12 protein-coding genes are annotated in these 12,955 nt (G+C 57.9%); 6 read left to right on the plus strand and 6 right to left on the minus strand.

From position 1 onward, the window contains the following. Positions 1 to 91: 91 nt before the first annotated feature. The 4 genes from uxuA (at position 92) to uxuR (ending at position 5,082) form a co-directional block, all read left to right on the plus strand. Entirely contained in the window at positions 92 to 1,270 is a 1,179-nt protein-coding gene (gene uxuA, locus K7H94_RS08000; RefSeq protein ID WP_222951926.1) for a mannonate dehydratase, read from the plus strand. A gap of 64 nt (positions 1,271 to 1,334) precedes the next feature. Continuing rightward, the gene (locus tag K7H94_RS08005) at positions 1,335 to 2,816 is read left to right on the plus strand and encodes a fructuronate reductase (protein ID WP_222951927.1); all 1,482 of its coding nucleotides are present in this window, start codon (positions 1,335 to 1,337) and stop codon (positions 2,814 to 2,816) included. Then, positions 2,813 to 4,231 carry a glucuronate isomerase gene (gene uxaC / locus K7H94_RS08010; RefSeq protein WP_222951928.1) on the plus strand — a complete coding sequence of 473 codons (1,419 nt, stop codon included), beginning with the start codon at positions 2,813 to 2,815 and terminating at the stop codon, positions 4,229 to 4,231. Before K7H94_RS08005 ends, uxaC begins: the two co-directional genes overlap by 4 nt. Before the next feature lie 74 nt (positions 4,232 to 4,305). After that, entirely contained in the window at positions 4,306 to 5,082 is a 777-nt protein-coding gene (gene uxuR / locus K7H94_RS08015) for a Uxu operon transcriptional regulator (RefSeq protein WP_031280188.1), read from the plus strand. A gap of 103 nt (positions 5,083 to 5,185) precedes the next feature. Here the strand turns inward: uxuR and ychF are convergent, their stop codons facing one another. Then, the gene (gene ychF, locus K7H94_RS08020) at positions 5,186 to 6,277 is read right to left on the minus strand and encodes a redox-regulated ATPase YchF (RefSeq protein WP_021509931.1); all 1,092 of its coding nucleotides are present in this window, start codon (positions 6,275 to 6,277) and stop codon (positions 5,186 to 5,188) included. 107 nt (positions 6,278 to 6,384) lie between these two features. Then, positions 6,385 to 6,972, minus strand: coding sequence for an aminoacyl-tRNA hydrolase (pth, locus tag K7H94_RS08025; RefSeq protein ID WP_021509932.1), 588 nt, complete (start codon positions 6,970 to 6,972; stop codon positions 6,385 to 6,387). A gap of 261 nt (positions 6,973 to 7,233) precedes the next feature. On the opposite strand from pth, the gene ychH reads away from it, so the two are divergent. Further along, positions 7,234 to 7,512, plus strand: a complete 279-nt coding sequence (ychH, locus tag K7H94_RS08030; RefSeq protein WP_021509933.1) for a stress-induced protein YchH — start codon at positions 7,234 to 7,236, stop codon at positions 7,510 to 7,512. Here ychH and K7H94_RS08035 read toward each other — a convergent pair. The 4 genes from K7H94_RS08035 to lolB form a co-directional block, all read right to left on the minus strand. Then, positions 7,509 to 8,678: a GGDEF domain-containing protein gene (locus K7H94_RS08035; protein ID WP_222951929.1), complete on the minus strand. Its 1,170-nt coding sequence runs from the start codon at positions 8,676 to 8,678 to the stop codon at positions 7,509 to 7,511. The genes ychH and K7H94_RS08035 overlap by 4 nt on opposite strands. 225 nt (positions 8,679 to 8,903) lie before the next feature. After that, entirely contained in the window at positions 8,904 to 9,851 is a 948-nt protein-coding gene (gene prs / locus K7H94_RS08040; RefSeq protein WP_006118899.1) for a ribose-phosphate diphosphokinase, read from the minus strand. Positions 9,852 to 9,988: 137 nt separating this feature from the next. Continuing rightward, positions 9,989 to 10,846 carry a 4-(cytidine 5'-diphospho)-2-C-methyl-D-erythritol kinase gene (ispE, locus tag K7H94_RS08045; protein WP_222951930.1) on the minus strand — a complete coding sequence of 286 codons (858 nt, stop codon included), beginning with the start codon at positions 10,844 to 10,846 and terminating at the stop codon, positions 9,989 to 9,991. After that, complete coding sequence (lolB, locus tag K7H94_RS08050) at positions 10,843 to 11,469, minus strand: lipoprotein insertase outer membrane protein LolB (protein ID WP_058757488.1); 627 nt, start codon at positions 11,467 to 11,469, stop codon at positions 10,843 to 10,845. The genes ispE and lolB overlap by 4 nt, the downstream gene beginning before the upstream one ends. A gap of 216 nt (positions 11,470 to 11,685) precedes the next feature. Between lolB and hemA the strand changes: the two genes are divergently transcribed. Next, complete coding sequence (gene hemA, locus K7H94_RS08055) at positions 11,686 to 12,942, plus strand: glutamyl-tRNA reductase (RefSeq protein WP_021509939.1); 1,257 nt, start codon at positions 11,686 to 11,688, stop codon at positions 12,940 to 12,942. Positions 12,943 to 12,955 lie beyond the last annotated feature (13 nt).

The raw sequence follows: 12,955 nt of genomic DNA on the forward strand, positions 1-12,955 counted from the left end.
TTTATGACTCATAAAGCGCTTTGCTTGTAAAATTGGTCAACCAAAATGGAGGGCTTTGAGAGTGATGCTCAGGCCCGCAGGAGAGAACGACATGAAGCAGACCTGGCGCTGGTATGGCCCTGACGATCCCGTTTCACTCGCCGATGCCCGACAGGCGGGCGCTACCGGCATTGTGACTGCCCTGCATCACATCCCTAACGGCGAGGTGTGGCCGGTGGAGGAGATTTTGCAGCGCAAAGCGATGATTGAGGCGGCCGGGCTGGCCTGGTCGGTGGTGGAGAGTGTGCCGATCCATGAGGAGATCAAAACCGGCAGCGGGGAGTGCCAGCAGTGGATCAGCAACTATCAGCAGTCGCTGCGCAATCTGGCGCAGTGCGGCATCCACACCGTGTGCTACAACTTCATGCCGATTCTGGACTGGACGCGCACCGATCTGGCGTTCGAGCTGCCGGATGGCGCGAAAGCGCTGCGCTTCGATCAGATTGAATTTGCGGTATTTGAGCTGCATATCCTGCAGCGTCAGGGCGCAGAAAATGATTACAGCACTGACGAGATAGCCCAGGCTGCTGCGCGCTTCGCCAGCATGAGCGAAGAGCACAAGCTGCGACTGACGCGTAACATCATCGCCGGATTACCCGGCGCGGAAGAGGGCTATACGCTGGCGCAGTTCCGTGCTCAGCTGGCGCGCTATGACGGCATCGACAAAGCCCGGCTGCGCGAGCACTTTGCCACGTTCTTGCGCGGCATTATCCCGGTCGCTGAAGAGGTCGGTATTCGCATGGCGGTACATCCTGACGATCCGCCGCGCCCGATCCTCGGCCTGCCGCGTATCGTCTCCAGTGCCGACGACCTGCAGTGGATGATCGACACCATCGACAGCCCGGCCAACGGCTTTACGATGTGTACCGGCTCCTACGGCGTACTGGCGGAAAATGATTTAGCCGGCATGGTGAAACGTTTTGGGCCGCGCATCTATTTTGCCCATCTGCGCTCAACCCGGCGTGAAGCCAACCCCAAAACTTTCCACGAAGCCGCGCACCTTGGCGGCGATGTCGATATGTTTGCGGTGATCAAAGCGATTGCCGAAGAGGAGCAGCGCCGTCGTAATACGGGGCAGGAAGACCTGATCCCGATGCGGCCCGACCACGGGCATCAGATGCTGGACGATCTGCATAAGAAAACCAACCCGGGCTATTCCGCGATTGGCCGGCTGAAAGGTCTGGCTGAGATTCGTGGCGTTGAGCTGGCGATACACCGCGCCTTTTTCTGACGCCGGTCGTCCTGTACCGCTTGCCCGGCGGACGCACAGTCGCGCCGGACACTGAGGAGTTCACATGCAACACAACCTTGCCGACGCCAGCATTAAAGTGGCGCGGCCCGCATGGCAGCAGCAGCGGCTGGTGCCGCGCATCGTGCACATCGGCTGCGGCGCGTTTCATCGCGCGCATCAGGCGCTCTATCAGCACCATCTGCTGGAGATAAGCGACAGCGACTGGGGCATTTGCGAGGTCAACCTGATGTCGGCCAGCGGCAGACAGCTGGTGGAACAATTGCGCGCGCAGAATTTGCTCTACAGCGTCACCGAGCAAGGCGCGACGCGTCATGACGTCAAAATCATTGGTTCCGTACACTCCGCGCTGCACCCGGCGCTGGACGGTTGTGACGGCATTCTTAACGCGCTTGCCCGCGCGGAAACCGCCATCGTCTCGCTGACGGTAACCGAAAAAGGCTATTGCACTCATGGCGCAACCGGCGAACTGGACAGTACTCATCCGCTGATCGTGCACGATCTGGCCCATCCCCGGCAGCCGAAATCCGCCATTGGCTTTATCGTTGAGGCGCTGCGCTTGCGGCGTGAAGCCGGGTTAGCGCCTTTTACCGTGCTGTCATGCGACAATCTGCGTGATAACGGCCACGTCGCGCGGGCTGCGGTCATCGGTCTGGCACAACGGCAGGATGCGGCGCTGGCGGCATGGATTGAGCAACAGGTTACATTTCCCTGCACCATGGTTGACCGCATCGTGCCGGCCGTGACGGAAGAGACGCAGCGCGAGATTACCGGGCTGCTGGGCATCGCCGATCCCTGCGGTGTCGCCTGCGAACCGTTTCGTCAGTGGGTGATTGAAGATAACTTCGTGGCGGGACGTCCCGACTGGCAGCGCGTTGGTGCGCAATTTGTTCCGGATGTCGCCCCCTACGAGTTGATGAAACTGCGTCTGCTGAATGGCACGCACTCGTTTCTGGCGTATCTTGGCTACCTCGGCGGTTGTGAAACTATCGCAGATACTATGCAGCTGCCCGCTTACCGTCAGGCTGCGCTGTCGCTGATGCTGACTGAACAGCGTGCCACGCTAACGATGCCAGCAGGCAGCGATCTGAACGCGTATGCGCATCAACTGCTTGAGCGCTTCAGTAATCCGTCGCTGCGCCATCGCACGGCGCAAATTGCCAGCGATGGCAGTCAGAAACTGCCACAGCGCATGCTGGATTCGCTGCGTTATCATCTGCACCACGGCAGTGACTGCCGGCATCTGCTGCTCGGCATCGCGGGCTGGATGCGTTATATCCTCGGCGAAGACGAGAAGGGCGAGCGCTACCCGGTGGCTGATCCGCTGGTCGCGAAGTTTGAGCGGATTAATCAGCAGTTTCCTTCAGGCCCCGCGCGCGTGCAGGCGCTGCTGGGCATTAACGAGATCTTTGCGGACGATTTACCCGCCAATCCGGCCTTTGTTGCCGCCCTGCAACACACCTATGACCGCCTGTGCCAGCAGGGTGCCAGAGTCGCGGTTGCATCCCTCAATCCGGAGGCCAAATGAAGCGCTTTATGGATGATGATTTTCTGCTGCACAGCGAGGTGGCGCGTCGCCTGTATCACGACGTGGCGGCGCAGATGCCGATCTATGATTACCACTGCCACCTCAATCCGCAGGAGATTGCAGAAGACCGGCAGTTTGCCAACCTCGGGCAAATCTGGCTGGAGGGCGATCACTACAAATGGCGCGCACTGCGCGCGGCGGGCGTAGAGGAATCACTGATCACCGGTAACACCACCAGCGATTACGATAAATACCTGGCCTGGGCGCAGACCGTGCCGAAAACGCTTGGCAATCCGCTCTATCACTGGACGCATCTGGAGCTGCGCCGGCCGTTCGGTATCACTGACACGCTGTTTGGACCTGAAACCGCACCGCGCATCTGGCATGAGTGTGCGGAGAAGGTGGCCACGCCTGAATTTTCCGCACGCGGTATTATGCGCCAGATGAATGTCCGCATGGTGGGCACCACCGACGATCCGGTTGATTCCCTGCAGTATCATCGTCAGATAGCTGAAGACAGCAGCTTTGATATTGAGGTGGCACCGAGCTGGCGTCCGGACCGGGTTTTCAAGATTGAACTGGAAGGATTCACTGATTACCTGACCCGGCTGGAAGCTGCCGCGGATGTCAGTATCGACAGCTTTGATGCGCTGCGTGTGGCGCTTCTGCGCCGTCTGGACCACTTTTCCGCCCATGGCTGCCGCGCCGCCGACCACGGCATTGAAACGCTGCGCTATGCTGCGGTGCCAGCCGACAGCGTGCTGGATGGCATTCTCGCCAGACGCCGCAGCGGTACGGCGCTGAGCGAGCTGGAGATTGCGCAGTTCAGCACCGCTGTGCTGGTGTGGCTGGGCGCGGAGTATGCCTGCCGTGGCTGGGCGATGCAATTACATATCGGTGCGATCCGCAATAACAGCACGCGCATGTTCCGTCAGCTCGGCCCGGACAGCGGTTTCGACTCCATCGGCGATCATCCTGTTGCCTGGCCGCTGGCGCGCCTGCTGGACGCGATGGACACCAATGACCAGCTGCCAAAAACCATTCTTTACTGCCTCAATCCGCGTGACAACGAAGTGCTGGCTACCATGGCGGGTAACTTTCAGGGCGCAGGGATGGCGGGCAAGATGCAGTTCGGCTCTGGCTGGTGGTTCAACGATCAGCGTGACGGGATGCTGCGGCAATTAGAGCAGCTGGCGCAGATGGGGCTGCTCAGCCAGTTCGTTGGCATGCTGACTGATTCGCGCAGTTTTCTCTCTTATACGCGGCACGAATACTTCCGCCGCATTCTGTGCAATCTGTTTGGCGAGTGGGTGCGTGACGGCATTGTGCCGCACGATGAAGCCGCGCTGGGCGCGATGTTGCAGGATATCTGCTTCGATAACGCCCGACGCTACTTCACCCTTAACCCACGGTGAAAATCACGCCCTGTGTTATAGTGCAGGGTAGAAAATTTGGCGGCCTAATGTCTGAACCAGCAGAAAAGAGCGTTATGAAACCACAAGCTTCAGCACAGCGACCCTATCAGGAAGTGGGCGAGATGCTTCGCAACATGATTACGCAGAAACAGTACGCGATTGGCGAGCGGTTGCCGCCAGAGCGTGAACTGGCGATGCTGCTGAACGTCACGCGCACGCTGGTGCGTGAGGCGCTGATTATGCTGGAGCTGGAAGGGTTGATTGAAGTGCGGCGTGGCGCAGGCATTTACGTGATCAACGACACGCCGGCACCGCGTGCCGCTGCGCAAACCGCCTGCAATGCGGCCGGTCCGTTTGAGATGCTACAGGCCCGCCAGCTGCTGGAAAGTAATATCGCCGAATTCGCTGCGTTACAGGCGACGCGCGAAGACATCATTAAAATGCGTCAGGCGCTGGCGCTGGAAGAGCGTGAGCTGGCGTCAGGCGCAGTGAACGACAGTGAAAACGGCGATCGTAATTTCCACCTGGCGATTGCCGAAGCCACGCATAACAGCATGCTGGTGGAGCTGTTCAAACAATCCTGGCAGTGGCGTGAAGACAACGTGATGTGGAGCCAGCTGCATCGGCATCTGATCAACACCAACTACCGCAAAAAGTGGCTCGACGATCATAAAAAGATCCTCGCCGCCTTAATCAAGAAAGACGCGCGCGCCGCGAAACAGGCGATGTGGCAGCACCTGGAAAACGTCAAGCAGCTGCTGCTGGAGTTCTCTGATGTGGACGACATTGATTTCGACGGCTATCTGTTTGAGTCATGGCCGCTGTATGCCACTAACGGATCGGATAATTAGCCTGCCGACAGGGCTTCAGCCATAAAAAATCCACGCAAATGCGTGGATTTTATTTTTGCGGGTTCATGAGATAAGTGGAACCTCATGACACCCTGGAAGCCAATCAGACGTTAAACAGGAAGTTCATCACATCGCCATCTTTCACGATGTACTCTTTACCTTCTGAACGCATTTTGCCGGCTTCTTTCGCACCCTGTTCACCTTTGTATGTGATGAAATCTTCGAACGCGATGGTCTGAGCGCGGATAAAGCCTTTTTCGAAGTCGGTGTGGATTTTACCGGCTGCCTGCGGTGCGGTGGCGCCAACCGGGATGGTCCAGGCACGCACTTCTTTCACGCCTGCGGTGAAGTAAGTCTGCAGGTTGAGCAGGGCATAACCGGCGCGGATCACGCGGTTGAGGCCCGGCTCTTCCAGGCCCAGCTCGGCCATGAATTCGTCGCGCTCTTCATCTTCCAGCTCGGCGATGTCCGATTCCACTGCCGCACAGACCGGCACCACTACTGAGCCTTCGGCTTCAGCAATCGCGCGCACCTGGTCGAGATACGGGTTGTTCTCGAAACCGTCTTCATTGACGTTGGCGATGTACATGGTCGGCTTCAGCGTCAGAAAGCTGAGATAGCGGATCGCGGCTTTCTCATCGGCGTCCAGCGCCAGCGAGCGCAGCATACCGGCGTTTTCCAGATGCGGCAGGCACTTCTCCAGCGCGGCCAGTTCCGCTTTAGCATCTTTGTCGCCGCCTTTGGCTTTCTTCTGGCAGCGCTGAATGGCACGTTCGCAGGTGTCGAGATCCGACAGCGCCAGCTCGGTGTTGATGACATCAATATCTTCTGCCGGGTTTACTTTACCGGAGACGTGGATGATGTTGTCGTTTTCAAAGCAGCGCACTACGTGGCCGATGGCTTCAGTTTCGCGGATGTTGGTCAGGAACTGGTTGCCCAGGCCTTCACCTTTCGACGCGCCTTTTACCAGACCGGCGATGTCCACGAACTCCATGGTGGTTGGCACCACGCGCTGTGGCTTAACAATTTCGCTCAGCTGATCGAGGCGCAGGTCAGGCATCGGCACCACGCCGGTGTTGGGTTCGATGGTGCAGAACGGAAAGTTGGCTGCTTCGATACCCGCTTTGGTCAGCGCGTTGAACAGGGTGGATTTACCGACGTTCGGCAGGCCCACAATACCGCATTTAAATCCCATGATCTTACCTTTCTCACTGAGTGTGCAGCGCTGGCAGACAGCGCCGACTGATTCAAAAATTTTCGCGCATTATACACAGAATTCCCTGCGGCGGCGCGGGAATTGGCTTAGCTGGCTTTGAAGGCGTGCAGACGGTTCATCGCCTTAATCTTATCTTCTTTTAGCCACAGTTCGGTGCAGCGCACCGCTTCGTCGACCGCCTCGTCAATCAGCTTCTGCTCGCTGGCCGGTGCCTTGCCGAGCACAAATCCGGTGACCTTGTTACGATCGCCCGGATGGCCGATACCGACGCGCAGGCGATGAAAATTGTTGTTATTACCGAGCTTGCTGATGATGTCTTTCAGGCCATTATGACCGCCATGGCCGCCGCCCTGTTTGAATTTCGCCACGCCCGGCGGCAGGTCCATTTCATCGTGTGCCACCAGAATCTCTTCCGGCGTAATGCGATAGAACGTTGCCATCGCCGCCACCGCTTTGCCGCTCAGGTTCATAAAGGTGGTGGGCACCAGCAGGCGCACATCCTCGCCGGCCAGCGACAGGCGCGCGGTGTAGCCGAAAAACTTCGGCTCCTCTTTGAGAGACTGATTATGGCGCGAGCAAAGTAAATCCACATACCAGGCGCCAGCGTTATGGCGCGTTGCCGCGTATTCAGCGCCGGGATTGGCCAGCCCCACAATCAGTTTAATGCTGCTCACGATGTTTATCCTGTCTCGCTGCGAAAGGGCGATAGTTTACTGCCTGCCGGCGGGGATGACAAAGGGCGTAATGGCAGATTAATGACCTGAGGTGACTAATCAATTTCTATCGAAATCAAGGTACTGGCGGTAAAGTTTTGTCAGACATTGTGAAGGATGTGTGATCCTGTACGCATCTTAACCGCCAGCCATTGCCTAAACTTATGACCAGTTAACCAAACGTGCTGTTTTCTGCGTTGCTGAAAAGGATGGAGGTGAATCATGAAACGTCAACACTGCCGCACCGTCGGTAATGGTTTGATGTGTCTCGGCTTGTTAACCATGGTGCTCGGAGTGGGTTATTCCATCATTAACCAGCTGCCGTCGGTCAACCTGCCACAGTTCCTCGCGCATGGAGCGATGTTCAGTATTTTCGTGGGTGCGCTACTGTGGCTGGTCGGCGCACGTGTCAGCGGGCGGGAGAGGGTAGAAGACCGCTACTACTGGCTGCGTCACTACGGTGACAAACGCTGCCGTCGCGATCACCACTCAACGCACTAACCGGCTTCAGCCATTGCCGCCTGCGGCGTCTGATAACCTTCGACGCGGTTACGTCCGGCGGCTTTAGCGCGATACAAGGCTTCATCAGCCAGCGCCAGCAGGGCGGGAAAAGCCTGATGCCGCTGGCTGGCAGTAGCAAAGCCAATGCTCACCGTATAACCGATGTCGTTGGGTAGCGACAGCTGTGTCGCCAGCCGGATACGCTCACATATGCGCTGCGCCTGCTCTCTGTCGCCAGGAAGCAACGCGGCAAACTCCTCACCGCCCAGCCGGGCAAACTGACCCTCAACCGGCATTAACGCTTTCACCACCTGACAAAAATCGACCAGCACCCGATCCCCCTGCTGATGGCCATAGCGATCGTTAATGCTTTTGAAATGATCGAGGTCGAACAGCACTGCACTGTAAATATAGGGCTGCGGCAAACGTGCGTGGCGCAGCAGCAGTTTTTCTGCGGCCTCAAACAATGCGCGCCGGTTCCAGACGCCGGTAAGCGGATCGTGCAGCGACGCCAGCTTATGGGCGATCTGCGTACGCTCATTGACCATCGCCAGGATAGTGAATGTCAGGCCGATGACGAAGAGGATCGACTCCAGAATCACATACACCGAAAAGCCGGACCCGCCAATGGCGCCCGGTACGGGGGTGGCTACCGCATCGTCAAGGAAAATGCGCGCCAGATGGAACAGTAAGTGGATCCACAGCAGTATCTGCGCGGGCCAGAAAGTGACGGTCAGCGAGGCGCGTGCCTGCCACAGCAGACGAATCAGCGCGGCGGTAAAGATGATGCACAGCAGGCACATGACCAGCACGCGTTTCGGCTGGCCGTGGTAGAACTGCGGAAAGGCACAAAGCAGCGCCCACAGTAGCGCGCCAGTGATCCAGCAAAAACCGAGTGGAAGGCGGCAAAAAGTACGAAAGGCGTTGAGCAGGGTGCCGTAGGCCAGCAGCATGATGACATTCCCGACTGCCACCGGCAAAAAGTGCAAACCGGCGCTGCGCAGGCTACTGAGCAGCACGGCGGCAAGCGTCAGTATTAGCGTCAGGGTGGTAAAACCCAGCACCCGGTCGTACTGCGCCCCGACCCAGGCAAAAATCAAAATAATGCTCAGAAACCCCAGCACGTAGAGCTCGCAAATAAACAACGTATAAATGTCGAGTGGCATGGTGGTCGGAGTTCTCAGCAAAAGTGTGGTGAAAAATATCACTAATCACTGGACCGCTAAAGCCCGGATGCGCTTGTCTGATAAAAAGAGTGGAAGGCGGGGAGATTGGCGGATTTTGAGGCCATTTATCGCGCAAATAGTGGCGGCGGAAGCGGCTTTATCGGGATGTTACTCCGCGCACAGGCAATAAAAAACCGGGCAGGGCGCCCGGTTTTTCGCGAACAATTAATGTTCGAACATCGCCGAAATCGATTCTTCGTTGCTGATACGACGAATGGCTTCGGCCAGCATGCCAGACAGCGTCAGCGTACGCACGTTAGGCAGTGACTTCATCTCTTCCGACAGCGGAATGGTGTCGCAAACAATCACCTGATCAATCACTGACTTGCGCAGATTTTCCACCGCGTTGCCAGAGAAGATTGGGTGGGTGGCGTAAGCGAACACGCGTTTCGCGCCGCGCTCTTTCAGTGCTTCAGCCGCTTTGCACAGCGTACCGCCGGTGTCGATCATATCGTCGACCAGTACGCAGTCACGACCGGCAACGTCACCGATGATGTGCATCACCTGCGACACGTTCGCACGCGGGCGACGTTTGTCGATGATGGCCATGTCGGTGTCGTTGAGCAGTTTGGCGATAGCGCGAGCGCGCACTACGCCACCGATGTCCGGCGAAACCACAATCGGGTTTTCCAGACCAATCTGCAGCATATCTTCCAGCAGAATCGGGCTACCGAACACGTTATCCACCGGGACATCAAAGAAGCCCTGGATCTGTTCAGCGTGCAGGTCAACCGTCAGTACACGGTCCACGCCGACGCTGGAGAGGAAATCAGCCACAACTTTGGCGGTAATTGGCACGCGGGCAGAACGCACGCGGCGGTCCTGACGGGCATAGCCAAAGTAAGGGATTACAGCAGTAATACGACCAGCAGAAGCCCGACGCAGTGCGTCGACCATCACAACCAGCTCCATCAAGTTATCATTGGTGGGGGCACAGGTGGACTGGATGATGAAAATATCACCACCGCGTACATTTTCATTAATCTGTACACTTACTTCGCCATCGCTGAAACGTCCGACAGCGGCGTCTCCGAGGCTGGTGTAAAGGCGGTTGGCAATACGTTGTGCTAGTTCCGGGGTGGCGTTACCAGCAAATAGCTTCATATCAGGCACGAGAAGAACCTCAGGCTTGGCGTCCAGAGAATGAACCGCTCAAAAATAACCGGCGAATACATTTGAGCCTGTTCATACGGGTGTGTTAATGCGTCACGTGCAGTGTCTGGAACAGGGTGACACTGTCACGTTTACGCTTAGAGCCCGGAAAGGGTACGCTGTAACGGCGAGAGATTAAGCCCACGCGCCACAAATCCGCACATCCATTTCGGGGCAAGCTCCAGCACCTGACGAGCAGCGGACTCGGTGTCAAATTCAGCAAACACACAAGCGCCGGTCCCTGTCAGGCGCGACGGCGCGTATTCTAGCAGCCAGGAAAGCAGCGCATCAACCTCACGAAAACGTTTTCTTGCTACCGCTTCACAATCATTGTGAAAAGGACGCTGCAACAGTTCATCTAATGTGCGTATTGGTGAATCGCGCGTCAGTTCAGGATCGCGAAACAGATCCGGGGTGGCGATGCTGACGCCAGGATGGGCCACCAGATACCATTTTTCCGCCGGAAACGCGGGCTGCAATTGCTCGCCGACCCCTTCGGCAAACGCCGCATGGCCGTGCACAAATACCGGCACATCGGCACCGAGACGCACGCCAAGCGTAGCCAGCTCATCCACGCTGAGTTGGGTGCGCCACAGATGGTTCAGCGCCACCAGCACCGTCGCTGCATCAGACGAGCCACCGCCCAGACCACCGCCCATCGGCAGGCGCTTCTCCAGCGCGATCCGGGCACCGGCCTGCGGCGGCAGCGTGCCTTTGTCCGCCGCTGCGGCACGCAGCGCCAGCGCCGCCCGCACGATCAGGTTGTCTTCATCGGCCACGCCGTCGAGCGGCGTCAGCAGGGTGATACTGCCGCTGTTATCCGGGGTAATCTCCAGGGTGTCGCCAACATCGAGAAACTGAAACAGCGTCTGCAAATTGTGGTAGCCGTCTGCACGACGGCCGGTAATGTAGAGAAACAGGTTGAGCTTTGCCGGCGCGGGCCAGGTGGTGATCATTGTGTGGTCCAGCTATCCATGCGCAGTTTGATGCGCTGACCGCCTTCGGTCAGTTCGAGGTTGGCCGGCAGCGGCGGGTTCACCTTGCTGTCGTAATCGCTGATAGTCACCTTCCACTGCTGGCCGTTGCGGCTGTAGGTCAGGCTTTGCAGCTGATAATTGTTGTTCAGCTGGTAGTCGCTGGCGTCGCCTGGCAGCCCCATCATCCACTGACGCAGGTTCGCCAGCGGAATATCCATGCCGGTGAGCTGGGAAATCATCTTCTCCGCGTCGTTGCTGACGTAGCGTTTGCCTTTGTTATCGACAATCTGCACCACCGAACCCTGCGCGTCGAGCTGCAGTTCTGTGCTGCCGAGCGGGTTAGTCAGCAGCAGACGGTAACGGTCTGCGGCAGTTTGCTGCCAGTTAAAACGGGCATAAACCTTCTGCTTATCCGACAGATAGGCAAACGCGCCGCGCGTCTGGTACTGGGTAATTTTCGCTACCGCCTGCTGGTGTTGCTGCCACTGCGGCGATGTCGTGCTGGGACCGGGACCTTGCTGGGGTTTGTTGATGCTACAGGCAGCCAGCAACACGCTGGCAAGGGGCAAAAGGCGCAACAGCTGGCGCGGGGGCAAATGCATCACGTGGTCGTCTCCTCAGACACGTTTTTACGTCGTAACCGGTAACGCTAACCATCCGTCTCTGTGCCGTCAATGGCGATGTCAGGATAATTGCGCACGATCAGTTTAATCTTATTACAGTCATAGGCTTTGTATGGCTTTTCTTGATCTGTTGCATCTTGTAGAATGCGCAGCACAAAACCTGACAATTATTGGGACTTCCCAACCCGAATCACCATGACGCTGCTTGCTCTCGGAATCAACCACAAAACCGCACCTGTTGCGCTGCGCGAACGTGTTTCGTTCACGCCAGACACGCTGGACCAGGCGCTGAACAGCTTGCTGTCTCAGCCGATGGTGCAGAGCGGGGTGGTGCTTTCTACCTGTAACCGGACGGAACTCTACCTCAGCGTAGAGCAGCAGACCGATCTGCAGGAGCAGCTGGTGCGCTGGTTGTGCGAGTATCACGACTTACGTGAAGAGGACGTGCGCAACAGCCTGTACTGGCATCAGGATAACGCGGCGGTCAGCCACCTGATGCGCGTGGCCAGCGGACTCGACTCGCTGGTGCTGGGCGAGCCACAGATTCTCGGTCAGGTCAAAAAAGCCCATGCTGACTCCTCGCGCGACCATGCGCTGAGCAGCGAGCTGGAACGCATGTTCCAGAAAACCTTCTCGGTGGCCAAGCGCGTGCGCACCGAAACCGAAATCGGCGCCAGCGCGGTGTCGGTCGCCTTTGCTGCCTGCTCCTTAGCCCGTCAGATTTTCGAATCACTTAGCAGCGTTAACGTGCTGCTGGTTGGTGCCGGTGAAACCATCGAACTGGTGGCGCGCCACCTGCGCGAACACAGCGTGCGCAAACTGATGATCGCCAACCGCACGCGTGAACGCGCACAGCTGCTGGCGGACGAAGTCGGCGCCGAAGTGATTGGCCTTGCCGATATCGAAACCCGCCTGGCCGATGCCGATATCATTATCTCCTCCACCGCCAGTCCGCTGCCGATTATTGGCAAAGGCATGGTGGAACGGGCGCTGAAGGCGCGCCGCAATCAGCCTATGCTGCTGGTGGATATCGCCGTGCCGCGCGATGTTGAGCCGGAAGTGGGCAAGCTGGCCAACGCTTATCTGTACAGCGTGGATGATCTGCAGGCGATCATCGAGCAGAACATGGCGCAGCGCAAAGCGGCGGCGGTGCAGGCGGAAAGCATTGTGGTGCAGGAGAGCGGTGAATTCATGGCCTGGCTGCGCGCGCAAAGCGCCGGTGAGACCATCCGCGAATACCGCGCGCAGGCTGACGACGTGCGCGCCGAGCTGCAGGATCGTGCGCTGGCGGCATTGCGTCAGGGTGCTGATGCCGAAAAAGTCTTGCAGGAGCTGGCACACAAGCTCACCAACCGTTTAATTCATGCACCAACCAAATCACTGCAGCAGGCCGCGCGCGACGGCGACAGCGAACGCCTGCAGATCTTACGTGACAGCCTCGGTTTAGAGTAATCTGGTCTGTCAC

This window comes from Pantoea dispersa (assembly GCF_019890955.1).
In the GTDB taxonomy this organism is placed as follows: domain Bacteria; phylum Pseudomonadota; class Gammaproteobacteria; order Enterobacterales; family Enterobacteriaceae; genus Pantoea; species Pantoea dispersa.

Coding starts and splice junctions, on each gene's coding strand:
- ychH (WP_021509933.1), top strand. CDS start 7,234: ATGAAACGTCAACACTGCCGCACCGTCGGTAATGGTTTGATGTGTCTC.
- uxaC (WP_222951928.1), top strand. CDS start 2,813: ATGAAGCGCTTTATGGATGATGATTTTCTGCTGCACAGCGAGGTGGCG.
- K7H94_RS08035 (WP_222951929.1), bottom strand. CDS start 8,678: ATGCCACTCGACATTTATACGTTGTTTATTTGCGAGCTCTACGTGCTG.
- uxuR (WP_031280188.1), top strand. CDS start 4,306: ATGAAACCACAAGCTTCAGCACAGCGACCCTATCAGGAAGTGGGCGAG.
- ispE (WP_222951930.1), bottom strand. CDS start 10,846: ATGATCACCACCTGGCCCGCGCCGGCAAAGCTCAACCTGTTTCTCTAC.
- lolB (WP_058757488.1), bottom strand. CDS start 11,469: ATGCATTTGCCCCCGCGCCAGCTGTTGCGCCTTTTGCCCCTTGCCAGC.
- hemA (WP_021509939.1), top strand. CDS start 11,686: ATGACGCTGCTTGCTCTCGGAATCAACCACAAAACCGCACCTGTTGCG.
- uxuA (WP_222951926.1), top strand. CDS start 92: ATGAAGCAGACCTGGCGCTGGTATGGCCCTGACGATCCCGTTTCACTC.
- ychF (WP_021509931.1), bottom strand. CDS start 6,277: ATGGGATTTAAATGCGGTATTGTGGGCCTGCCGAACGTCGGTAAATCC.
- K7H94_RS08005 (WP_222951927.1), top strand. CDS start 1,335: ATGCAACACAACCTTGCCGACGCCAGCATTAAAGTGGCGCGGCCCGCA.